A 22,974-nucleotide genomic window follows, 5' to 3' on the forward strand; every position below is an offset into this window, starting at 1 on the left:
GAGTCAGTAAAGAACTTTTTGAGAACATTTGTGAACTTTTGGGGACTTATCCCCTAACCCACTGAAATTAAACGGATTGCCTGATCCTGTTTCATGAGCCATAGCAGAACACGGACAGCCTGGCCGCGTTCAGTGGTCAAGTTCGGGTCTTTGGACAGCAGGTTGCGAGCATCCGTCTGCGCAACAGCCATCAATCCGGCCTGACGCTCCAGATCCGCGATCCGGAACTTTGGTAACCCGGATTGAGCCGTGCCAATCAGATCCCCTGCTCCGCGCATCTGCAAATCGGTCTCGGATATTCGGAACCCGTCTTCCGTCTCTCGCAAAACCTCCAACCGCTTCCGCCCGCCCTCGCTTAACGGTGGTTGATACATCAGCAAGCAGGTCGAATCCGCCTCGCCGCGTCCAACGCGGCCGCGCAGTTGGTGTAACTGAGCCAAACCGAATATTTCTGCCCGCTCGATCACCATGATCGAGGCGTTGGGTACATTCACCCCGACTTCGATCACAGTCGTTGCGACTAGTACCTTTGTGTGACCTTCCTGAAACGCGGCCATTGCTGCGTCCTTGTCGGCGGCGGGCATTTGGCCATGAACAAGGCCGACAACGCCGTCGCCCAAAACCGTGCGCAGCCGTTTGAATCGCTCTTCCGCAGCTGTCAGGTCCGAGACTTCGGATTCGTCAACCAGAGGACAGACCCAATAACACTGTCGCCCCTCGTCAATGGCGCGACGCAAGTGCGCAACGACTTCATCCATACGCTCGGTGCTGATAATCGCCGTTTTAATCGGCTTTCGCCCCGGTGGTTTTTCATCCAAAACCGAGACATCCATGTCTCCGTATTGGGCCAGGGCCAGACTGCGCGGGATTGGCGTCGCGGTCATAACCAGAACATCAGCACCTTGCCCTTTTTCTGAAAGCTCCATCCGCTGACGAACCCCGAACCGGTGTTGTTCATCCACTATGGCAAGTCGCAGGGCGTGGAATTCCACATCACTCTGAAACACGGCATGGGTGCCAACGAGAATGTGGATATCGCCCTGTTTCAACGCGGCTAGTTTAGCGCGCCGTTCGGCACCTTTATCCCGCCCGGTCAGGATTTCCAGAACAACCCCTGCCTCTTCAGCGAGGGGGCGTAGGCCTTCCAGATGTTGCCGGGCCAAAATCTCGGTCGGCGCCATCATAACACCCTGTCCCCCGGCCTCGACTGCGACCAGAAGGGCCATGAACGCAACCAGAGTTTTTCCTGCGCCAACATCGCCTTGCAGCAGCCGGTTCATCCGCGTGTCCGATCCCATGTCGGCGGTAATCTCCGTGATCGCCCGCATCTGGGCCCCGGTAGGTTTGTACGGAAGGTTCGAAAGAACCTTGGACTGCAAAGCGCCACTTCCGACACTCACGATACCGCGGGCTTTCCGCTCTCGTTGTCGGGCAAGCGCGAGTGTCACCTGATGGGCAAACAGTTCATCATAGGCGAGCCGTTCTCGGGCCGGAGCGTGCGCCGCCACATCATCCGCTCCCTGCGGGTTGTGCGCCGCGGAGATCGCGGTTGCCCAATCCGTCCAGTCCTGTTTCGAAACCTGTGCGGGGTCAATCCATTCGGCCAGGTCGGGTGCACGGGCCAAGGCACTGCGCGCGGCCTTGTATGCTGTTTTCTGTGTAATGCCTTGTGTCAGATGATAAACCGGCTCGAACTCGGGTATGTCGCCCGCACTTTCCACAGGCAGCATATGATCTGGGTGGACCATCTGCGCCATACCATCAAACAGTTCAAGCTTGCCGGAAATCACGCGACGGCTGCCTTGCGGCAGTACTTTCTTTAAATAGTCGCCGCGCGCGTGGAAGAAGACCAATTGGAACTCGGTTTGCGTGTCTTCGACGTGAACGCGGTACGCTCCGCCCTTGTTTCGCGGTGGTCTGTGGGTGCCAACCGTGACCTCAACCGTCAATGTCGTCGGCAGGTCGGCCCCCTGGATTGTATCGCGCCGCCTGCGGTCCACGACAGCGTAAGGCAAACCGAACAGCACATCGCGCGGTGCCTCGATCCCCGTCTGCATCATGGTTTGAGCCGTCTTTGGGCCAACACCCTCCAGCGTCTCCAGCCCCGCAAACAAGGGAAAAAGTATTTCAGGACGGCCGCTCATGCGGTGCCGATCAAGTGCAGCCATTCATCTTCGTCCAGCGTCTCGATCCCGAGCTCCGCAGCCTTCTTGGCTTTGGACCCCGCGCCCGGTCCGGCAACAAGTAAATCGGTTTTCTTACTGACAGACCCAGAGACTTTTGCCCCCAATGCCTCAGCTCGGGCCTTTGCTTCGGCGCGGGTCATCTTTTCCAGCGTTCCTGTGAAGACCACGGTTTTGCCAGCCACCGGGCTGCCCGATGTGTCTGGCCGTTTCGCGTCCTGTACGTCCAATTGCGTGACCAGAGCGTCGATGCTGGCGCGTTCTGCGTCTTGCGCAAAGGCGGACACCAAAGCACGGGCCATAACGTCGCCGACGCCATCAATACTCAGAAGTTCATCCCATTCAGGTCCTTCGAATTCAGCCGCAGCAGTGACGGCGCACTCGAAATCGGCCCAGTTGCCATAATGGTTGGCAATCAGGTTTGACGCCGCTTCACCGACATGTCGGATGCCCAATGCAAAGAGAAGACGTCCGAATGGAATCTGACGTTTTTCGTCAATGGCAGCCCAAAGGTTCCCGGCGCTTTGCGCGCCCCAACCCTTGCGGTTGGCGAGCTTGTTGAGATTGGCCGCATCTCTGGTCTGCAACGTGAAGATGTCCACCGGAGTTTTGATCGGCAAGTCCGGGTCATCGTAGAACATTTCAACCTGCTTGGCGCCCAACCCTTCGATATCGAACGCCTTTCGAGACACGAAATGTTTCAGCTTTTCAACAGCCTGCGCCGGGCAGATAATCCCACCAATACAGCGTCTGACAGCATCGCCTTCTTCCCGAACCGCTTCACTGCCGCATTCCGGGCAGGATGTCGGAAAGTCGTAAGGCTGCGCATCCTCAGGGCGTTTTGAAACATCCACATCCGCCACTTTGGGGATCACATCGCCCGCGCGGTAAACCTGCACCCAATCACCGACCCTGATATCCTTGCCGTCGCGGATCGTACCACCCTTTGCGTCACGACCAGCAATGTAGTCTTCGTTGTGCAACGTGGCATTGGACACTACGACGCCGCCAACGGTCACTGGATGCAGCCGAGCAACCGGGCTGAGCGCACCAGTGCGGCCCACCTGAATGTCGATGGCCTCAAGCCTTGTCCACGCCAGTTCTGCTGGAAACTTATGTGCGATAGCCCATCTGGGCGTGGTGGACCTGAACCCCAATCGCGCCTGCAGCGCCAAATCGTTCACCTTGTAGACAACGCCATCTATATCATAACCAAGCGTGGCGCGCTGTGCTTCGATGCTTCGATAATGGTCGAGCATCTGATCCGTCGTTTCACATAATGCTGTCAGCAGGTTGGTCGAAAAACCTAATTTCGCCAACCGTTCGATCGCACCCATTTGTGTGGCGGCCAAAGGCGCTGACAACTCACCCCAGGCATAAGCAAAAAACCGCAGCGGACGGGAGCGCGTGATTTTTGCGTCAAGCTGCCTCAACGACCCGGCAGCGGCGTTTCGCGGATTTGAGAATACCTTTTCACCCAACTCTGACTGTCGCGCGTTCAACTTGTCGAAATCTTCATGCGACATGTAAACTTCGCCGCGGACTTCCAGAATATCAGGAGCGTTTTCGACCTTGTGCGGGATGTCCGAGATCGTGAGCGCGTTCGCAGTAACGTTTTCTCCTACTTCTCCATCGCCTCGCGTCGCTGCCTGGACAAGTTTTCCATGCTCATATCTTAGCGATAACGACAAACCGTCAATCTTTGGCTCGGCAGTAAAAGAAAGCTCGGCAGTGTCGCTTAGCCCCAGATATTTGCGGATCGACCGATCAAAATCTGCGACATCCTCATCATTGAACGCATTGCCTAAAGACATCATTCGGACGGCGTGTTCGAGCTTGGAAAACCCCTCGGCCGGGCGCGCACCCACCTGATCGGTAGGGCTGTCGAGCCGCTTCAACTGGGGGAACCGTGCCTCGATATCAGCGTTTCGTCGCTTTAGCGCGTCGTAGTCGGCATCCGATATGTCGGGGGCGTCTTCCGCGTGATACAGCGTGTTTGCCCGCGCAATAGCCTCCGCCAACCGCGCCAGCTCAGCACGTGCCTGATCTTCCGTCAGCTCTGATACCGCAATTGAATCGCTCATGGCCTTGCCCTGTCACTTAGTCTTTGAACCCAGTGATAGGGCGAGGCCAAGGCTAGGTCCAGATGTGCTGTTACGTGAGTGAGGGGGTCGCCCCAGACCAACGGCGACCAGATTTCATTGAAAGTCAGGCTCCAACAGCGATCCGCCGTTCATCCAAGCTGTTGCTTTGGGGATCGCGCAGCACATAGCCCCTGCCCCAAACGGTTTCGATATAGTTTTGGCCGCCTGTAGCATTGCTGAGTTTTTTGCGAAGTTTGCAGATGAAAACGTCGATAATTTTCAATTCGGGTTCGTCCATTCCGCCGTAGAGATGGTTGAGGAACATCTCTTTTGTCAGCGTTGTGCCTTTCCGCAGGCTCAGCAATTCCAGCATCTGGTATTCCTTGCCAGTCAGATGAACGGCTTTGCCTTCGACCTCAACCGTTTTGGCATCCAGGTTCACCGCGACACGGCCGGTATGAATGACAGACTGCGAATGTCCTTTGGACCGCCGAATGATTGCGTGAATGCGGGCGACCAGTTCCTCTCGGTGGAAAGGTTTGGTCATGTAGTCGTCAGCGCCAAAACCGAAACCCTTAATCTTGCTTTCGGTATCGTCAGCGCCAGACAGGATCAGGATGGGTGTTTCAACCCGTGCAATGCGTAGCTGTCGCAGAACTTCGTGACCGTTCATATCTGGCAGGTTCAAATCCAGAAGGATCAGATCGTAATCGTAAAGCTTGGCAAGATCGATACCTTCCTCGCCCAAATCCGTCGCATAAACGTTTAGATTGGCATGCGTCAGCATCAGTTCGATGCTTTTCGATGTGGTCGGATCGTCCTCAACAAGAAGTATACGCATTTACTGCTCCAATTCAGTCAATTTACCAATTTCAAAATGAGCCTGATCAAAAATGGTTAATCTGACGTTACCGTTGAATCATTTATTCACATTCATCTTAAAGTTGTCGATATTTTTTTAGTGTCGTGACCTTCAGAGCGTCTGTTCCGTGTTCGGCAACCGCAGAAACCCATGAATTGAATTCCTCATCGCTAAGCCCGTACCGTTTCTTGGCATCTGACAAGGAAATCAGCCCGTAAAGAACGCCGCGTACCACGACGGCCTTGCGCGATGCGACCCACCTGCTTGTTTCGGCAGGCGGCAGATCGGCACGCGATAAAACCGTTCCATCTGGCAGGGTTACGGACCTTGGCCCCTCGACTTTGTGCAAATACATCTCTCGACCCTTTTTCAGCTGCGACAAAGCTGCCAACAGCCTACTTAATGTCGCGTGAAACCGCCCCTTGAGAGTGTGTAGAATTTTCCTATATTCTGCCGGTCTTTCTTAACCCGTACTGGAATCGTCATGGCCCTCGATACCGAGACACCGCTGAACTCTCTTGGCTTTGCCAAACCCCCGTCGGAAACGCGGGTGGTTGTTGCCATGTCCGGTGGTGTGGACAGCTCTGTCGTCGCTGCTTATCTGGCCGATCAGGGCTACGACGTCGTTGGCGTAACGCTACAGCTGTACGACCACGGCGCGGCCCTAGCCAAAAAAGGTGCCTGTTGCGCGGGGATTGATATCCATGACGCGCGCCGTGTGGCGGAAGAACGCGGCTTTCCCCATTATGTTCTGGACTATGAGAACATCTTTAAGGACGCCGTGATCGACGAATTTGCCGACAGTTATCTGGCTGGTGCAACCCCTGTACCATGTATCCGTTGCAACGAACGCGTGAAATTCAAAGACCTGCTGGAAACCGCCAAAGACCTTGAGGCCGACTGCATGGCTACAGGTCACTACATCCAGCGCAAGATGGGTGAGAACGGGCCTGAGCTTCACAGTGCCGAAGACGCGAACAGGGACCAATCCTATTTCCTGTTTTCGACCACTCCGGAACAACTGAGCTTTTTGCGCTTTCCTCTGGGCCACTTGCCTTCCAAGGACGCAACGCGCGAGATGGCCGCACAGTATGGATTGTCGGTGGCAGACAAGCCCGACAGCCAGGACATCTGCTTTGTGCCAGATGGCAACTATGCCGGCGTTATCGAAAAGCTGCGCCCCGGTGCGGCGGAACCGGGTGAGATCGTTCATACAGACGGTCGGGTCCTGGCACAGCACAACGGCGTCATCCACTACACCATCGGTCAACGCCGCGGTCTGGGTATCGGCGGGTTGAGCGAGCCTTTGTATGTGGTGAAGCTGGACGTAGACAAAAAGCAGGTTGTGGTCGGCCCGAAAGAGATGCTGGCAACCCGTACTGTTCCAGTGCGGGAGATCAACTGGCTGGGGGATGAACCCTTCACATCGCGAGATGAATGGCATCTGTCTGTCAAAGTACGCTCTACCCGCGCCCCTCGTGAGGCGATTGTCCGGCCGTCGTCTGATACGACCGCCGAGGTCGAACTACTGACGCCCGAGGAAGGTATCTCACCCGGTCAGGCCTGCGTGTTCTACGCCAACGAAGGCAGCCGAATTTTCGGTGGCGGCTGGATCTGGCGCGGCTACTAAGGCGATCAGATTACAAAACGTCCGTCGGGCTGTTCACCAGAATGTACAGTCCGACTGCGACCATGATGAAAGGTGCAATCCGGTCGAGCCGGGCAAAACGCGGCCCCAACACCTGAGCACGTGGAGCGCCCCAACTTGCGATTGCGATCAGCGTTGCAAGTGCACATCCAGCTCCGATCAAAGCCGTCAATCGAAACGCGGGGGTAGAATCCGCGAACAAGGGCGTCATGGCCGCAAGCGTATCAATCGACAAGGTCAAAAACAGCGCAACGACCGAGGTGATGGCGCCCGTATCGGGCAGTTGACGTCCGTCCGAACCCATTCGTTGTTGCCAGATGCCATACAGGCCCAACGACAAAGGGATAATTCCAAGATAACCGACCCAATTTAAAAACCTGCTGTGATCAAGCCCACTGGCAATGACCAGCGACAGTGACAGAATAATCATCTGGGCTGCGGCAAAACCGAATACGGCGCGGCGCGTCTCCATCACCATGATCAGGCCGAAAAGGATGACCAGGTTGTCTATGTTGGTCGATATGGTCACGATCGCGGCAGAGAACGCGAACAGGATGTGTTCAATCATGGCGATTGGGCAACCTGTTTAACACTGCACGGGCTGCGCGCAGACCCGGTGCTTCGCCACCGCGCCCCAGACGGTCCATGGTTACATCCATAGCACTGCGCTGAGCCTCCGGGTTGGCGTCTACATCCGCCATTGCAGCGGCAATTTTGCCCGGTTCACAATCGTCCAAAAGGCATTCGGGAACCGCACGCGTTTCTGACACCAGATTGACAAGCGTCACCGTCTCCAGATCCACCATGCGCTTCGCGATCAGCGTGGTTAGCCAGTTAAGATTGTAAGCAATCACCATGGGTGTGGCTTGTGCAGCCAGTTCCAAAGAGACCGTCCCGGACGCCGCCAGTGCAAGGTCAGCCGCCGCAAATGCCGCCCTCTTCTGCGCCTGCGCCTGATCGGTGGGTAAGTCACGCGGGTCAACCACAACCGGCGCCCCTGGCCAGTGCTGAACATGTTCGCTGACCGCATCCACCATATGAGCAACCGCTGGCACGACAACGCGCGTGTCCGGTCGCTGCTTCAGAAACAGGCTTAGGGACTGACCAAAGACCGGAGCCAAACGATCGACCTCGCCCCGGCGGGAACCTGGCAAGGCCAGCACAATTGGCGCTTGCCCTAAGCCGTGCGCCTCGCGAAAAGCCTGTATGTCTTGATTGGCGGCAACCGGCTCACTGGCCACCGGATGCCCTACAAAATCGCATTCCATCCCCGCGCGCTGCATATAGGGAGGTTCGAAAGGCAACAGGGCCAGCACATGGTCGATGACCTTTGCCATCTTGTCCGCCCGCCCCGGACGCCACGCCCAAACACTGGGAGCAACGTAGTGAACTGTGCGGATAGTGCTTTGAGCTTTGACCAGTTTGGCAACCCGCAATGAAAAATCGGGGCTGTCGATGGTGATCAGAACGTCCGGTTTGCAGTCCAATACTGCCTGCGCAGTCTCGGCAATCCGGCGTTTGAGGTGAAAGAACTTGGGAAGAACTTCAACCAAGCCCATGACCGACAGTTCGGACATAGGAAACAGGCTGTCCAACCCTTGTGCCTGCATCAGCGGGCCGCCAACGCCCTGAAATTCAACTCCGGGTACAAGTGCGCGCAGGCCTTCCATCAAAGCCCCGCCAAGCCGGTCCCCCGAAGGTTCACCGGCGACGACGAAAACCCGCATCAGTTCGTCCGCTCGCGAACATACAAAAACAGGCCAAGCCGGTCACATTCCGAAATCACGCGGTCTTTCTCAAGCACAAGGACACCGCCCTTTTCGATCACAATTCCCGACAGTCCCGCCGCAACGGCGCCAGACACGGTATCGGGCCCGATCGCAGGCAGATCTGCACGAACTTCCTGATCCGGTTTCGGGGCTTTGAACAGAATGCCGCCGCCGGCATCGGGGCGCTGAGTCAGAGACTGCAACATCCATGCCGTGCCGAAGATACCCTCTATCGCCAGCGCCTGCCGTTTTGAAACCACACAGGCCTGCCCAACATCCGCAGAACCCATCGCCCGGACGACACCCGATGCACGGTCCGCATCAGCCAGATCGGCCTCAGATGGTTGCGCCTGCGTTAAGCACCCCAATTTTGGAAGAAGGTTCGGTGCGATTTCGTGGGCAGCCTTAACCTCTAGCCCCGAATCTTCGAAAATGCCGATGACCGCGCGAAGCGCCGCGTCATCGCCTGACATTATGGCCTGTTGCAGGATTGGCACCAAAGGCAATGTAGCCGCATCGATCCGCGCAGGATCAATGGGCGGACGCCCGACGGCACCCGCCATGCAGATCTGTGTCACGCCTTGCGCCTTGATGTCGGCGATAAAGGTTCCGACCTGTTCCAATGGGAACTCGACATCCGGCGTCAACGTATCCGGTCGGAACCCTTCCATGGCGCATACCACAGGGCGGTCGGGCAACTGCGCAACCACTTCACCCGGTAAAACGCCTGTTCCAGCAATCAACGCCAGCATGGTTTATTTCCCCGGTGTCAGGAATGACCGATCCGAATGTCCAGTAACGAAATCGACAATCCGCTGCACGTATTCGCTTTCGTTATCCGCGCCGACCCGATGCGCGCGTTCCATGAACGTGCCGTCACCCGTCGACAACTCGCGGAACGCCGCCCGCAATGCGGCGATATCGTCGCGTGAAACGCCCCGCCGCTTGAGTCCGACGAGGTTTAGTCCATCAAGTTCGCCCCGCGGCGCTTGAACGAGGCCGTAAGGGATCACGTCGTTCGGAACCATAGTCAGCGCGCCAATGATCGCACCGCGCCCAACGCGGACCCATTGATGCAAACCGGAGATGCCACCGACAATCACGTCATCCTCAATGATGCAGTGACCTGCAGCGCCGGCGTGGTTGACCATGATGACACGATTTCCGATTTGAACATCGTGGGCAACGTGTACGCCTGCCATCAGCAGACAATCATCGCCGATCCGCGTGACACCACCGCCACCATCGGTCCCGGTGTTTACGGTGACGTGTTCACGGATACGATTACGTTTACCGATCTCAAGACTCGTGTTTTCGCCGCCGAATTTAAGATCCTGCGGGATCTCTCCGATGACCGAAAAATTGAAGATCACGGTCTCTTCGCCGATCGAAGTATCGCCGGTTACGACAACATGCGACTTCAGTTCAACCCGATCAGCCAACGTGACTTGGGGCCCCACATAACAGAACGGGCCAATGACGCAGCCATCACCAATCTGCGCGCCGTCTTCAATGATTGCGCTTGGGTGGATGCCGCTCATGTGGTTTTTTCCATATCCCAGTCGACATAGGCCGAAAACTCGGCCTCGGCCGCGACCTCACCTTCGACTGTGGCACGACCAGAGAATTTGAAGATCTTGCCGCCTTTTTTGCCGCGGACCGTTTCGACATGCATTTCAAGCACGTCACCCGGGATCACTTTGCGACGGAATTTGCATTTGTCGATGTTCATAAAATAGATCAACAGTTCGCTGTCGATCACGTCCATACCCACACCCAGCATGACACCCGCAGTCTGTGCCATCGCTTCGACAATGGTCACGCCCGGCATGATCGGCGTCCCAGGGAAATGCCCCTGGAAATGCGGCTCGTTCATGGTGACGTTCTTGATGCCAACCGCCGATTGATAGCCCGAGATATCGACGACCTTGTCGACCAGCAGAAACGGATAGCGGTGGGGCAATATCCGCTGAATCAGCTGAATGTCTGCGCTTTTGGTTTCGGTGGTCATAGTGCAGTCGTCCCGTTCTGGATTTCTCTTTGTCGCGTGGTTAGCAACACCGCGCCCTAAGGGCAAGCAAACCTATTCTTTGCCTTCGGTTTCAAGTTGGCTGCCATCGCCAATCTGTTCATTAATCCGTGCAATGGCCGCCTCAGTTACGTCGGTTCGGTCCGAACTGAGAAAGACGTTTGACCGTTCGATGACGACCGATGCCCCGGACTCGCGCAACAACTCGATCAGGATGGGTTGCACAAGAACCAGAAAGGTCTGCCGCGCTTCTTCGCTTTGCCGCGCAAGCGCGTCCAGTTTCGCGCGTTGACTTTCGCGGTGCGACTGAACCTTGATGTCGAACGCTTCGGCCAAAGGCCGAAACTCATCCGTTGGCAATTCAGCGCGCTTTTCGGTCAGGTCTTTTTCTTCTTTGCTCAGCTCTGCGACGATCCGTTCATTCTCGGCCGCCAGTAATGCTCCTTCACTCTCAATCTCGCGCATGACGCGTCGTCCAAATAGCGACTCGGAAAACATCCGTTCGCTAGACAAGGTCAGAACATCTGCCTGAGGAGCACCCAATTGCTGCGCTTGAACAGTCGACACACTAGCCAGCGCCAAAAAAACGCACAGGGCCCGAAGCGGGCCCTGCACAATTACATTCATCAACTTAAGCATACGACGATCAGAACCGCGCCTGAACAGTCAGGTCAAAGTTCTGTTCCTTGTCGAAATCTTCCTTTTTCAAGGCTTTCGAGAAGTTGAAACGCAACGGCCCAAAAGGCGTATCCCACAGAACTGATAACCCGATCACGTGACGAACAGAACCGTCCGCGCCGACGATGTCAGCACCGGCAGTGTTCACGTTGTTGATGTTATAGACGTTACCAACATCGTAAAACACACCGCCGCGCAAACCCAATTCCTCTGGCAGGCCAAGCGGGAAATCGGATTCAAAACGCGCAACCCAGTAATAGTTGCCGCCAATCGCATCGTCCTGACCGTTGGAGAGGTCGCGCGGGCCCAGACCAGCAGGCTCAAAGCCACGGAACGTGTTCGGACCAATCAAAAAGCGGTCGATGGTCCGGCTAAAGTCGTCACCCTGCCAATGCAGCGCACCAACTTCCATCGTCGCACGCAAGACGACCTCTTCGTTCCAGACACGTGTCTGCGCGATACCGCGGGCTGTGGTCTTGTAGAACTCGTTGTCACCACCAAGACCAGCGGCATCAACACCGACCTCGAACAGAACGCCAGCATTCGGGTTCAAACCACCGCGACGGCTATCATAAAGGTATGACACACCCAGGGTGCTGGATGTCCGCTTACCTTGCTCAATTTCCGAAGCGATGACAGCACCGTTTACTTCATCATCCTGCTGCGTCATCTCGCTGCGGTCCCAGCCATAACGCAGACGAACCGATGACAATTCACTGATCGCATAACTCAGCTGCGGCTCGAAGAAGACGCGCTTGGTATCGTAGCTTGCAAAGCTTGAGTTCGTCGTTGCCAAACCAAGACCAAGATCGAACTGCAACCGGCGGCCCAGCAAATACGGTTCGGTGAAGTTAATTATGTACTGCTCGGAGTCCTGCGCTGTGGACAGCGTTACCCCTAGGTTTTGACCGCGACCCAGGAAGTTGGATTCGTTCAGACCGATTGCAATCCCGAAACCGTCGGAAATCGAGTAGCTACCCCCAAGGCTCAGCGAGCCTGTGGGCTGTTCTTCGACGTCCACATCGACAATCACCTGGCTGGGCGTAGACCCTTCGCGTGGCTCCACGTCAGCAACTGCAAAGAACCCAAGGGCGCGGATACGTTCAGCGCTCTGGCGGATTTCGCGCGGATTGAACGGATCACCTTCGACAGTGTCGAACTGCCGGCGGATCACACGGTCCAGCGTCGTTGTATTGCCTTCGATGTCGATGCGTTCAACAAAGATCCGAGGACCCCTGGTCAGAACAAACTGCACGTCCAAGGTCAGATCACGTGGGTTTCGCGTAACCCGAGGCTCGACCCGCAGGAAATCCACACCTTGTTTCAGACCCAACCGCTCCTGACGGGCAATCGAGCTTTCAATCAATGACGGAGAGTAAGTCACACCCGGGCGGATTTTCAGCGCAGCCTGATACGCGGCCGGATCGACCCCCGGAATTTCACTGACCGTAGAAATCTTGCCAAACGAGAACTTCTGACCTTCCGTGATGTTCATCACCAGGAAAAATGCGTCACGTTCGCGGGTGAATTCCACATTTGCGCTGTTAACGCGGAAGTCCACATATCCGCGAGACAGGTAAAAGTCGCGGATGACCTGCTTATCAAACTCGATACGGTCCGCGATAAACGTGTCGCCGCGTAGGAAAGTCCGCAGAATGTTGGCTTGCTTTGTTTCCAGAACCCGGCGCAAGCGGCGATCTGAATATGCCCGGTTGCCAACAAAGCTGACGCGTTCGACCTCGATCGTAGTGCCCTCGGCAATTTCAAAGACGAGGTCAACGCGGTTGTCGCTGCGGCGGATGATACGCGGGATAACGGTTGCGGAAACGCGGCCCTGCGCTGAGTAGATTTCGGCGATCTGATCTGCGTCGGCTTCAGCAAGCTGAGGCGTGAAAACCCGGCGGGGCTGAGAATTGATCGCATCCAGAAGTAAGTCGTCCTTTACGCGACGATTGCCTTCGATGCTGATCTGGTTGATCGTTGGATATTCCTCGACCTCGATCACCAGCGTGCTTCCACGCGGCGTCAGTTCAACTGTCTCAAAAACACCACTGTCAAGCAAACGCTGAAACGCGTCGTTCAATTGTCCGGCAGTCACTGTCTGACCAGGCTGGATCCCGGTCCGGGCAATAATTGTCGAGCTTTCGATGCGTCTGTTGCCCTCAACATCGAACGAATTGATTGTGTAACTTTGCGCGCGAGCGACCTCCGGAAGGAAGGTAAAGCTAGCTATAAATACAAAGGAAAAAATACGTAGCGTCTGCCACAAAATCTTGTTTGTTGGCTTCTGCCCCCCGCAGGATGTGCCTGCGCCTCGCCTATCAGTCATTTTTTTCTCTACCCAGAATTTTAGGACTTTATTGTTGAGTAGCGAGATTAAGTTTCGTTGTCAAAAGACGAAAACACAAAGCGGCCCAGTGGGCCGCTGTAACGTGTATTCAATTCTTGGCAAGAATCACATGCCGACTACAAAGGCCCAGCCACTGATAGCCAGCGCAGTCGCGCCGAAAAACAACAGGGCATCCCAGTTCAGCATGAACAAGAAACTAAAGCTCTGATACGATTTCCGGAGCGTCTTTGTCATTTGAGCCTCTGAAACAGAAAATAAGACGCAATAAACCTAGCTACTGATTGGGGCGAAATTACGGCTTTTCTTGGCGCGCCCAGCCACAATCAACAAAGCAGATCGTTCGAAACCGAAAAGATCATCAAGCCCAAAATCAGGGATATTCCCACGCCCATCAGAACCTTAAGCACTGCGTCGCTCGGCGGTTTGCCCGCTACGGCTTCGTAGGCGTAGAACACCAGGTGACCGCCATCCAGGGCCGGTATCGGAAATAGGTTCAACAGGCCAACCGCAGTAGACAGTACCGCGATAAAGAATATGAAACTTTGCGCACCCTGACTGGCCATAGCCCCCGAGGTTTCTGCGATACCAATCGGCCCGGACATGTTGCAGGTGCTGATGGCACCAGTAACCATATGCCATATACCTGACAGCGACCCTTCTACGATACGCAGGGTTTGACGTGCCCCGCCTGCAATGGATTCAAGAATACCAGCCGACTCTGTCGCAGGTTCAAGCATCATGCCGCCGACGATTCCAATTCGCCAATGGGTTACAAAGCCGCCTTCAGGTTGCGGTTCGTCCGTGCGTCTTGGGGCAAGTGCAAATTCAAGATCGGCCCCGTCTCGCCAGACGTTCAGCAACAGAACCTTCCCGTCAGACCCCTCGACGTATTCCTTAAGTTGATCGAAGGCAAATATCGGATCCCCGTTGACCGACGTGATGACATCGCCACGCTGAAGGTCGATATCCATTGCCGCACTACGGGGCGTAACCTGCTGAATCAGCGGCGGGAACAGCCACGGGGCCGAAACATCCAAAGTCTGATCGTCGCGGATGACGGTGTAATCCAGAATCGGTTCCATCGGAAGCGCGTCGACGAAATCGCTCCAAGCCCCTTGTTGATCGAAGTCCGGCACCGGTATGCCACCAATAGCAACGATTTCATCACCGTCCTGCAACTCCTGAACGGTTCCCGGCAAAGGATGCAGAGTTCCAACGGTCAGCGGGTCTTTGGTCACGCCCTGGGTTAGGAAAATCAGGCCAAACACCAGGATCGACATCACGAAATTGAACACCGGCCCGGCGGCGACCGTAGCCGAGCGGGCCCAAAGAGGTGCTCCGTGCATGGTGCGCCGCAGATCCTCCGGGCTTTGCTCGGTGATTTCGGTCATCGCGGTTTCGTCTTTGCCCGATGCCGCGTTCGCGTCACCCATAAATTTCACATATCCGCCAAATGGCAATGCAGCGACCTGCCAGCGCGTACCGCGCTTGTCGATGCGGCTCCAGAGAACTGGGCCAAACCCGACCGAGAACACCTCGGCGTGAATTCCGGACCACCGTCCAACGATATAGTGGCCGTATTCGTGCACAGCGACGATCACCGAAAGGGCGATCACAAAGGCAATGATCGTGTACAGCAAATTGCCAAACTGAGGGATCAGTGAAAGTACGTCCAAAATTTTATCCTGCTCGTTGGATGACGATGTCATCAACCCACATACGTGCCAAATGGTCCGTTTCCAGCACGCTATCAAGGGTTAAAGGGGCATTAATAAGGCCACTTGCGGCCTCAAACCTGTCAAGTACGGCCTCGACAATGTCGGCCATCTGAAGGAAACCAATTTCACGGGCGATGAACCGGTCCAAAGCACGCTCTTTAGCGGCGTTAAAAACCGCGCCCGACAGGCCGCCGCGTTCCATCACGGCGCGCGCCAGACGCAGCGCGGGGTAACGCGTCTCGTCGGGCGTGTTGAACTTCAACTGCCCTAGTTTTGCCAGGTCCAACCGCTCGACCGGCAATTCCTTTCGATTGGGCCAATGCAATGCATAGCCTATGGCATGACGCATGTCCGGGGACCCCATATGAGCCATAACACCGCCATCTCGGAAACCGACCATCGCGTGAACGATGGATTCAGGATGTACCAGAACCTCGATTTGGTCTGAGGACACTCCAAAGAACTCTTTGGTTTCAATAAGCTCCAGCGCCTTGTTGAACATCGACGCGCTGTCGATTGTAATCCGCTGACCCATGTCCCAATTCGGGTGGCTCGTGGCTTGTTCGACTGTGGCATGCGCCAACTTGCTCAACGGCCAGTCGCGGAACGCACCGCCACTTGCGGTGATGATGATACGCTCAACTGCGGTCATGTCCTCGCCGACCAACGCCTGGAACACGGCAGAGTGTTCGCTATCGACCGGCAAAAGCCGCGCATTGTTGACCTTGGCGGTTTCAAGAACCAGAGCACCCGCACACACCAGCGTTTCCTTGTTGGCCAATGCCAGCGTTCCACCTTGCCTGAGAACCTCAAGGCCCGGCTCCAGACCAGCAGCGCCTACAATGGCCGACATAACCCAATCGGCTGGCCTTGCCGCAGCTTCGATCAACGCCTTTTGACCTGCGGCCACTTCGACGCCTGAACCTGCAAGCGCTGCGCGCAGATCATCCAACCGGTCCTCATACGCTGTAACCGCAACGTTCGCCTTCAAACGCCGGGCGTCCTCGGCCAACTTCCCGATATTCGCCCCACCGGTAAGCGCGACGACGTCATAGGCCGCAGGTTCGCGATCAATCAGATCAATTGTGTTTTGCCCAATTGATCCGGTCGCACCGAAGATTGAGATCTTGCGCATCACTACATAGCTCCGGGAGAATAGATAAGCCCGGCTAACAAAACGAACAGAGCTGCGCCCATCATGCCGTCAAAGCGGTCCAGAAATCCGCCATGACCGGGAATCAGGTTGGAACTGTCCTTCACCCCAAATTTACGCTTTGTCGCGCTTTCGACAATGTCTCCGGCCTGACTGGCCATCGACGCAAGGACTGAGATCACCACGAACATGAAACCGAAACCGGCGTTCATGGCAAAAATTGCTCCGACTAAGGCCGCAGCAGCCCATCCGCCCGCAGTACCCGACCATGTTTTCTTTGGACTGACCTTTGGCCAGAACTTAGGTCCACCAAAGGTCTTGCCCACAAAATAGCCTGCAACGTCCGTCGCCACGACCACTGAGATCAGCCAAACCATCCAACCGAAACCCATACCCTCGCGGATTGAGATAAAACCCAGACCCGACGCAGCAATCCAAAAGGCAAAGAGAGCGTAAATCCCTTTAGAACGGCTGACCTGCCCTGCCCCAACCAAAGCCGGAGCCAGTAGGAACGGCAGCGTATAAAGCGGCGGAAGATGATAGCTGAGAACAACCGCTACACCGGTGAGGATGCCCAACTGGATTGCCACGCCATTGCGGTTCGGGTCGATCATCCGGACCAGTTCCCAGGTCATCAGACCGCAGGCAATTGCGATAAAGGCTTCAAACCACAATCCGCCCAGCCACACTTCGACAGAACCGATGCACACAAGCACCGCAGCAGAAGTGACGCGGGCGGTTAAGTCAGACCATCGGCCTTCGCTCATGCCGGAACCGCTCCAAACCGCCGGTCACGGGTGCCAAAGTTCCGGCACAGCCGTTCCAGTTCGGCCGAGGTGAAGTCGGGCCAGAGCGTGTCGATGAATTCGTATTCCGAATAGGCCGATTGCCACAGAAGAAAGTTTGAAATGCGGGCCTCGCCACTGGTCCGGATCACCAAATCCGGATCGGGAAGAACGTGCGTATCCAAGTACTTGGGAAGCGTTTCTTCATCCACGTCATCGGGTCGCAGGCGGCCTTCGGCTACGTCGCGCGCCAGACGCTTGGTTGCCCGTGCAACCTCATCCCGCCCACCGTAGTTAATCGCAATAGTCAGGTGTACCAAATCGTTGTGTTGAGTTGCGGCCTCGAGCGTATCCATCAGGTCGGTCAGCTTGGAATCCAAACGAACCCTGTCGCCGATAAAGCGTACACGAACTCCGGCTTTGGTCAGATTGCGTGCTTCTTTGATGATATACCGCTTAAACAAGCTCATCAGTCCAGCCACTTCGACCTGGGTCCGTTTCCAGTTTTCAGTCGAAAAAGCAAATACTGTCAGATACTTGATACCCAAACCCGGACAGGCCTCAACCACCTCCCTTACCCGCCGGGCGCCGGCCTGATGGCCAAACAACCTGGGCCGATTGCGCGCCTGAGCCCAGCGTCCGTTCCCATCCATGATGATGGCTACGTGGCGTGGTCCGGTAGCGGGTGAGGGTTGCGAGGTGTCAGGCATTTCGTGGATCAGACCTGCATGATCTCTGCCTGCTTGGTTTCAAGCGCGGCATCTACGTTCTTGATCATCTGGTCGGTCAGGTCCTGGACTTCGCTTTCCCAGAACTTCTGATCGTCTTCCGACATGCCGTCGGCTTTTGCTTTCTTGATCTGATCCATGCCATCGCGGCGTACGTTGCGGATCGATACTCGGGCGTGCTCGGCATATTGACCGGCAACCTTTCCCAGTTCGCGACGGCGCTCTTCGTTTAATTCCGGGATCGGCAGCATAATGATGGTGCCGTTCAACTGAGGGTTGATGCCCAGGCCGCTTTCGCGGATGGCCTTTTCAACCTTACCAACCAAACCCTTGTCCCAGACATTCACCGTCACCATACGCGGTTCGGGGACGTTCACGGTTCCGACCTGATTGATCGGGGTCATCGACCCATAGGCGTCAACCATGACCGGTTCCAGCATCGACGCCGACGCACGGCCCGTTCGCAACGAGGCGAATTCAGTTCTCAGGTTGCCCATGGCGCCATCCATCCGGCGCTTCAGATCGTCGGTGTCCAGTTCAAAATCGTCAGACATGCTGCTCATTCCCCGTCTTCAGGTGCTGTTTGCATGGCTCATAGTCCATCGCAATTGGGATGTATAGCAATGATGATCTGGAATTGCGCCAATGACCAGAGGTGTTTCGGGTATTTTCAGGTTCTTTCAAAGGCAAATGAACCGACTAACACGGGTGTCAGTCGGTTCGTCCAAACGCATAGGAATCAGCCGTTTACGTCGACAACAACACGGCCTTTGACTTGTCCTTTAAGAATATCCGCGCCCAATTGTGGCAGATCACCCAAGGTTGCCGGATGAACCATCGCCTCAAGCTTGTCCATCGGCAGGTCAGTCGCAACACGTTGCCACGCGCGGACCCGATTGTCATAGGGCTGCATCACACTATCGATGCCCAACAGGTTGACGCCGCGCAGCAGGAAAGGAATGACGCTTGCGGGCAACCCTGCCCCCCCGGCAAGACCAACGGCTGCGACCGAGGCTCCGTATTTCATCTGACCCAGAACGCGGGCCAGCATCTCGCCTCCAACCGCATCAATGCAGCCTGCCCAGGTTTCGCTTTCCAGAGGGCGTTTCACGGTTTCGTTGAGGTCTTCGCGCGGCACTATCGTGGTGGCGCCGAGTGATTTCAGATATTCACCGGCCTCAGGGCGACCCGTTACTGCGGCCACTTCATATCCCAGATTGGCCAGAATGGCGGTCGCAACCGAACCGACACCGCCAGCGGCGCCGGTGACAAGCACCGGCCCATGTCCCGGCTGCATCCCCTGATCCTCAAGTGCCATAACGGCCAGCATCGCGGTGAATCCGGCAGTGCCTACGGCCATTGCCTGCCGTGTATCCAGACCCTCGGGCAACGGAACCAGCCAGTCGGCCAGTGCGTTGGCCTTCTGCGAATATCCGCCCCAGTGCGCCTCACCCACGCGCCAGCCGGTCAGAACGACCTTGTCGCCTGGCTTGTAGCGGTCGTCCGAGGATGCCTCGACCGTACCGCTATAGTCTACGCCAGGGACATGTGGGTAGCTGCGCACCAACCCGCCGCCCTTTGGCGACATGCAAAGGCCGTCCTTATAGTTCACGGTCGAATACTCAACGGCGATGGTCACTTCACCATGCGGCAGATCTCCTTCGGAGAGTTGTTTGACCGAGGCGCTTGCCAGACCGCTTTCCTCGTCCTTATCCATTACCATCGCATTGAACATTTTGAACTTTCCTTTCTTTTCAATCAGTCATCAGCCCATGCTGATCTGAGATATGACGTTTAAATCCAGAATTTGTCCCGCACCGTCGCACCGCGCATCCCGTCCGGGGTTTCAACTTCAATCCGCGTGCCGGGTTCCCAATGGCTTAGCTTGACCATTCCTATCGACACATTGGTGTTGAAATCAGGGGACCACGCGGTCGACGTGATCTGACCAATCCGCTTGCCCCCTGCAACGACCGACCAAGGGCGGTCGCATGGAGGCACTGCATCCCCGTCAATCGAGATGGGACGGATTTGCTGTACTGGTCCTTCCTTGGCCACACGCAACAGAGCGTCCCGGCCAATGCAACCTATTGCCGTATGAGTATTGCAGAACTTGCCCAAACCGCATTCATGCGGGGTGTTGTCGTCTGTCATGTCGTTGCCGTAGGACAGCAAGCCGCCTTCTATACGCTCGATCAGATTTGGACAGCCTGCGCGAACGTGCAGGTCTTCTCCTGCCGCAAAAAGTGCGTTCCACAGGGGCATTCCAATATCCGAGCCCTCGACATAGATTTCGAAACCGCCCTGCTTGGAGTACCCGGAACGCGCGATTGCGAGTTCACGTCCCTCGAATTCGAACTTGTCGAACTTAAAGAAACGAACGTCGCGTACACGGTCACCAAACACTCGGGCCAACAGATCATCTGCCTTCGGCCCCTGTATTGCCAGCGGAGAGACGTCGGGTTCATCAACCAGCACATCCAGACGATACCCATTGGCTATACCCTTAACCCACAGCAGCAAGTCACTGTCGGCAATAGAAATCCACCATCGGTCCTCTGACAATTTCACAGCCACCGGATCATTCAGCATACCACCGGTTTCATCGACGATAGGGACATAAAAACACTGTCCGGGCAACATCCCCCGCAAATCCCGTGGTGTAAGCATCTGCATCAGCCGCGCGGCATCCGGCCCACGCAGTTCGACCTGCCGTTCGCAGGACACATCCCAAACCTGCACATGACTCTTCAGGTGCCGGTAGTCCGCCTCAACGGACTCAAAAACAGTGGGCAATAACATACGATTATATACCGTATATCCTTTGACCCCGGCAGCTTCGACACCATCAGAAAAAGGTGTTCGGCGCAGGCGACGCGAGAGTGAGATCTGAGCCACTTAAGCCTCCTTAGGCAGAAAAACCAGATCGCTCACCGGTGCAGCAGAACCTGTTTCGGTCAGCATTTGATGCAGCTGGCCCCGGTGATGTGTTTGGTGGTTGAAGAAATGAATTACGCACTGTGCGTAGGGTTTTGTAACATCGGCTTCTTTTGCGGCCGAGAACCACGTGAAGGGGCCGCGCAGGTCCTCGTCATTCAAGGACGCAGCCCATTGGGTGATCCGCTGGTCGACCTGATCGCGTAACGGCAACCATTCTGCCAGGTCGGCGCACAATGACGGACTATCCGGGATGCCGCCGCCGGGACCTTGCTCTTTGTCAAACCGCGACATCCATATCCAGTCCCCCCAAAGCAAATGATTGGCCGTACCCAGGATCGAACCAAAAAACGCTCCGCGCTCGCGGGTCAGCTCCTCGTTCGAAAGTGCTGCAAGGAAACCTTTCAACTGACTGTTTTGCCAGTGATTATATCGGGCCATCTCTTGCGCATAGGCGGCGGTGATCATCACTTTGGCCCATGCCAGTCGATTGGGCAGATTTCAGCAGATTTTCCACCAAAGTCCCAGACACGGCCGTAGTCGCGCACTTTGGACTTCGTACCACGCGCAACGATGATGTCTGGCCCCATCCAATACTTTGAGTTCGAAACCATGACCGGATGTTCCGGGTCTTTGCCGCCCAGCATCTCGATCTCACCCTGAATTTTGCGGCCAATCGCGATGCGGCGTTTGTTGCCGTCGCGCTCAATCTGGACCGGAGCACGCTCGGCGCCGATGATCTCGCTGACGAGCATGGTAAACAAGCCGGTGGTCCCGCCTGCCTGACCGCTGAAGATTTGCAACAAGCCATTGTAAGCCTTGCCGCTTGCCCGTTCGTCAACATAGGCGGCAACTTTCCACTGGCCCTCACCCATGCGGCCCGGAATATCGACCAGCAACCCGACGTTCAGACCGGACAGATCTTCGCCTTCATAGTGGCCTTCATCAATGATGACACCCATCCACGCGTGGCAATGCCCCTCGGTCGGAGGATGCGCACCCAATGAAACCACACAGGGGCAGAACACATCGCACGAGCAGTTCAGGATCAATTCGCCTTTGATTGCCCATTCCGTCGGACTCATCTCGCGCCGCTTGGGATTTGGCATACGGCTATCAATGCGCTGGCTGATCGGCAGCCTGTCGGCCTCGGGTTTTCTGTTCTTAGCCATAGGCTTATCCTCCGTAGCTTATTGGATAGACGAGCAGAACAAGACCGCCCGCAATCAATGCAAATCCCATAGGTCGGGTCACTGCGTGGCCGATCTGGGGTAGTTTTTCCAAAACCATGAACAAGGTCGCGAGACCCATCCACAAAAGGCTCATGACACCGCCAACAAAACCAAGCGCCATGAAGCCCCAACAGCAGCCCACACAAAATGCGCCCAGTCCCAACCCCATGCGCAAACCGCCAGTGAACCCGGTTTTCCAGTGCCCCAGGAAATAGGTCATGGGGGCGTGGCAGACACCGTGGCAAACCTCTTTCACGCGGGTGAACTGAAATGCGCCGACAGCGATCATCAGGCCACCCGCGAAATACCCGGATTTACCGATGCCCAACATGTCGATGATCCCACCGAACAACAGTGCCAGTTGAACACCGGTGATCAAAGCAGCAAAGCCGACCCACACAGCAAGATATCCTGTCAGTACACCTAACCAGCCTGCGCGCGAGCCATTGGCACTGCGGATCAGATCGTCATAACTGCGCAACGTCGGCACGAGCGTCGGCAGCATCATAGCTGCCATCATGATAGCCCACATCCAAAACAGCGGACCAAATTCGGCCATGGGCATATACATGTCCATCCGCGGGTCCATCGCGGCCATGGCCTGTCCCATTGGGCCGGGGCGACCGATCCAATCCAGATCCATGTCGCGGCTCATGGTGAACATTGCCCACCACGCGGACAGGATCAGGGCATAAAACCCTAGCCAAAATGCGTTGCGTAGAACTGTACGACTCACGCGCTCCTCCCGACTCAGTCCTTGCTTTTCAAATGTCAGACTTTTAAATGTCAGACAAATAAAAATTCACCAACGGTCCCCA

Annotated in this window: 23 protein-coding genes; 1 reads left to right on the forward strand and 22 read right to left on the reverse strand. The window is 56.0% G+C overall.

The window, feature by feature from the left end; all coding sequences use genetic code 11:
* Positions 1–53: 53 nt before the first annotated feature.
* The 4 genes from recG to sciP all read right to left on the reverse strand — a co-directional run bounded on the left by recG (position 54) and on the right by sciP (position 5,484).
* Positions 54–2,144: an ATP-dependent DNA helicase RecG gene (gene recG, locus ACR0AK_RS07410; RefSeq protein ID WP_480793645.1), complete on the reverse strand. Its 2,091-nt coding sequence runs from the start codon at positions 2,142–2,144 to the stop codon at positions 54–56.
* A complete protein-coding gene (gene ligA / locus ACR0AK_RS07415) occupies positions 2,141–4,267 on the reverse strand; it encodes an NAD-dependent DNA ligase LigA (RefSeq protein ID WP_480792873.1) in 2,127 nt (708 codons plus the stop codon). The genes recG and ligA overlap by 4 nt, the downstream gene beginning before the upstream one ends.
* Positions 4,268–4,391: 124 nt before the next feature.
* On the reverse strand, positions 4,392–5,108 hold the full coding sequence (ctrA, locus tag ACR0AK_RS07420) for a response regulator transcription factor CtrA (protein WP_170557390.1): 717 nt from the start codon (positions 5,106–5,108) through the stop codon (positions 4,392–4,394).
* A 97-nt stretch (positions 5,109–5,205) separates the two neighbouring features.
* Positions 5,206–5,484: a CtrA inhibitor SciP gene (gene sciP, locus ACR0AK_RS07425; protein ID WP_480792874.1), complete on the reverse strand. Its 279-nt coding sequence runs from the start codon at positions 5,482–5,484 to the stop codon at positions 5,206–5,208.
* A gap of 129 nt (positions 5,485–5,613) precedes the next feature.
* Between sciP and mnmA the strand changes: the two genes are divergently transcribed.
* Positions 5,614–6,759 (forward strand): tRNA 2-thiouridine(34) synthase MnmA, encoded by a 1,146-nt coding sequence (mnmA, locus tag ACR0AK_RS07430; protein WP_480792875.1) that lies wholly within the window; start codon positions 5,614–5,616, stop codon positions 6,757–6,759.
* Positions 6,760–6,769: 10 nt separating this feature from the next.
* Here mnmA and ACR0AK_RS07435 read toward each other — a convergent pair whose 3' ends face one another.
* The 18 genes from ACR0AK_RS07435 to ACR0AK_RS07520 form a co-directional block, all read right to left on the reverse strand.
* Complete coding sequence (locus ACR0AK_RS07435) at positions 6,770–7,345, reverse strand: hypothetical protein (protein WP_170557393.1); 576 nt, start codon at positions 7,343–7,345, stop codon at positions 6,770–6,772.
* A complete protein-coding gene (gene lpxB / locus ACR0AK_RS07440; RefSeq protein ID WP_480792876.1) occupies positions 7,338–8,504 on the reverse strand; it encodes a lipid-A-disaccharide synthase in 1,167 nt (388 codons plus the stop codon). Before lpxB ends, ACR0AK_RS07435 begins: the two co-directional genes overlap by 8 nt.
* Positions 8,504–9,298, reverse strand: coding sequence for an LpxI family protein (locus ACR0AK_RS07445; RefSeq protein ID WP_480792877.1), 795 nt, complete (start codon positions 9,296–9,298; stop codon positions 8,504–8,506). The genes lpxB and ACR0AK_RS07445 overlap by 1 nt, the downstream gene beginning before the upstream one ends.
* Positions 9,299–9,301: 3 nt before the next feature.
* Complete coding sequence (gene lpxA / locus ACR0AK_RS07450; RefSeq protein WP_480792878.1) at positions 9,302–10,087, reverse strand: acyl-ACP--UDP-N-acetylglucosamine O-acyltransferase; 786 nt, start codon at positions 10,085–10,087, stop codon at positions 9,302–9,304.
* Positions 10,084–10,557 carry a 3-hydroxyacyl-ACP dehydratase FabZ gene (gene fabZ / locus ACR0AK_RS07455; protein WP_480792879.1) on the reverse strand — a complete coding sequence of 158 codons (474 nt, stop codon included), beginning with the start codon at positions 10,555–10,557 and terminating at the stop codon, positions 10,084–10,086. Before fabZ ends, lpxA begins: the two co-directional genes overlap by 4 nt.
* A gap of 72 nt (positions 10,558–10,629) precedes the next feature.
* Entirely contained in the window at positions 10,630–11,142 is a 513-nt protein-coding gene (locus ACR0AK_RS07460; RefSeq protein ID WP_480792880.1) for an OmpH family outer membrane protein, read from the reverse strand.
* Positions 11,143–11,221: 79 nt separating this feature from the next.
* Positions 11,222–13,582, reverse strand: coding sequence for an outer membrane protein assembly factor BamA (bamA, locus tag ACR0AK_RS07465; protein ID WP_170557400.1), 2,361 nt, complete (start codon positions 13,580–13,582; stop codon positions 11,222–11,224).
* A 126-nt stretch (positions 13,583–13,708) separates the two neighbouring features.
* Positions 13,709–13,837, reverse strand: coding sequence for a hypothetical protein (locus tag ACR0AK_RS07470; protein ID WP_302477269.1), 129 nt, complete (start codon positions 13,835–13,837; stop codon positions 13,709–13,711).
* A gap of 89 nt (positions 13,838–13,926) precedes the next feature.
* Positions 13,927–15,279 (reverse strand): RIP metalloprotease RseP, encoded by a 1,353-nt coding sequence (gene rseP, locus ACR0AK_RS07475; RefSeq protein WP_170557402.1) that lies wholly within the window; start codon positions 15,277–15,279, stop codon positions 13,927–13,929.
* Between the two features lie 4 nt (positions 15,280–15,283).
* Complete coding sequence (gene dxr, locus ACR0AK_RS07480; RefSeq protein WP_480792881.1) at positions 15,284–16,456, reverse strand: 1-deoxy-D-xylulose-5-phosphate reductoisomerase; 1,173 nt, start codon at positions 16,454–16,456, stop codon at positions 15,284–15,286.
* A gap of 2 nt (positions 16,457–16,458) precedes the next feature.
* The gene (locus tag ACR0AK_RS07485) at positions 16,459–17,241 is read right to left on the reverse strand and encodes a phosphatidate cytidylyltransferase (RefSeq protein WP_170557406.1); all 783 of its coding nucleotides are present in this window, start codon (positions 17,239–17,241) and stop codon (positions 16,459–16,461) included.
* Positions 17,238–17,969 (reverse strand): polyprenyl diphosphate synthase, encoded by a 732-nt coding sequence (gene uppS / locus ACR0AK_RS07490; RefSeq protein WP_170557408.1) that lies wholly within the window; start codon positions 17,967–17,969, stop codon positions 17,238–17,240. Before uppS ends, ACR0AK_RS07485 begins: the two co-directional genes overlap by 4 nt.
* Before the next feature lie 8 nt (positions 17,970–17,977).
* Complete coding sequence (frr, locus tag ACR0AK_RS07495; protein WP_058271567.1) at positions 17,978–18,541, reverse strand: ribosome recycling factor; 564 nt, start codon at positions 18,539–18,541, stop codon at positions 17,978–17,980.
* Between the two features lie 185 nt (positions 18,542–18,726).
* Entirely contained in the window at positions 18,727–19,722 is a 996-nt protein-coding gene (acuI, locus tag ACR0AK_RS07500; protein ID WP_480792882.1) for an acryloyl-CoA reductase, read from the reverse strand.
* 59 nt (positions 19,723–19,781) lie between these two features.
* Entirely contained in the window at positions 19,782–20,885 is a 1,104-nt protein-coding gene (locus ACR0AK_RS07505) for a dimethylsulfoniopropionate demethylase (RefSeq protein ID WP_170557412.1), read from the reverse strand.
* Positions 20,886–21,392 (reverse strand): DinB family protein, encoded by a 507-nt coding sequence (locus tag ACR0AK_RS07510; protein ID WP_480792883.1) that lies wholly within the window; start codon positions 21,390–21,392, stop codon positions 20,886–20,888.
* On the reverse strand, positions 21,392–22,096 hold the full coding sequence (locus ACR0AK_RS07515; RefSeq protein ID WP_170557414.1) for a DUF1326 domain-containing protein: 705 nt from the start codon (positions 22,094–22,096) through the stop codon (positions 21,392–21,394). Before ACR0AK_RS07515 ends, ACR0AK_RS07510 begins: the two co-directional genes overlap by 1 nt.
* A 4-nt stretch (positions 22,097–22,100) precedes the next feature.
* A complete protein-coding gene (locus ACR0AK_RS07520; RefSeq protein ID WP_480792884.1) occupies positions 22,101–22,892 on the reverse strand; it encodes a DUF2182 domain-containing protein in 792 nt (263 codons plus the stop codon).
* Positions 22,893–22,974: the final 82 nt, after the last annotated feature.

It is taken from the genome of Ruegeria sp. BI12, from assembly GCF_056537985.1.